The sequence below is a fragment of the Micromonospora aridisoli genome (assembly GCF_056150025.1).
This window is the reverse complement of sequence record NZ_JAXCFK010000062.1, coordinates 1-668: the sequence shown is the minus strand read 5'-3', so window position 1 is coordinate 668 and position 668 is coordinate 1. Positions and strand designations below refer to the sequence as shown.

Sequence of the window (668 nt, the reverse complement as noted above, 5' to 3'; positions counted from 1 at the left end):
ATTGGTAACCAGGATTTGTGAAAATTTACTTTTATCTAAAGAAGTCTCGTTTTTAAAAGCTGACGGATCAGTTGAAAATTTTAAATTAAGTGATATGGAATATGAAATAACAAATACAGAAGAATTGCCTGAGTAAAAATAAAAAAAAGAAAGACTCCATTAAACATAATGTAATCAGCAGCAAGAGGAGAATGAAGGTATTGTTTTGAATATATTTGTTGATCAAGATAATTACAAAGAGGTTAGTCTGAAACTTACAAAAAAATTGCTGACTTCAGAACATTATCAATTCCTACTTGGTTTCAAGGGAGAGAAATTAGATATTACAATTTCAGTTACACCACAAAGCCTCGTTAAGCTTAGGGATGACATCAATGAATTGATCTTTATGTTCTCAGATTAAAATTAGATTCGGTCACATAAATTGGCCGAATCTAATTGACAGATATTAAATGATGGGTTATAGTTTATTCAAATACAAATAATATGTATATAGGAGATGATAAAAGGAGCTATGTTGCTTGATGAAAAGCTCGATAAATTAATGAAAACGATTCTGCGATTAAAAGCATACAAAGAAGAGGAAAATTTACGAAGAGTCATCGGAGAATTTCATTCAATAATTGATTATGCTTACGAGGGGATGTATATAGCTGAAGATATGTTAA

1 protein-coding gene is annotated in these 668 nt (G+C 29.8%); it reads left to right on the top strand.

What is annotated here, in order from left to right:
* The first annotated feature begins 1 nt into the window (after position 1).
* Positions 2–136: a YopT family protein gene (locus SM447_RS29330; protein WP_474576110.1), complete on the top strand. Its 135-nt coding sequence runs from the start codon at positions 2–4 to the stop codon at positions 134–136.
* Positions 137–668: the final 532 nt, after the last annotated feature.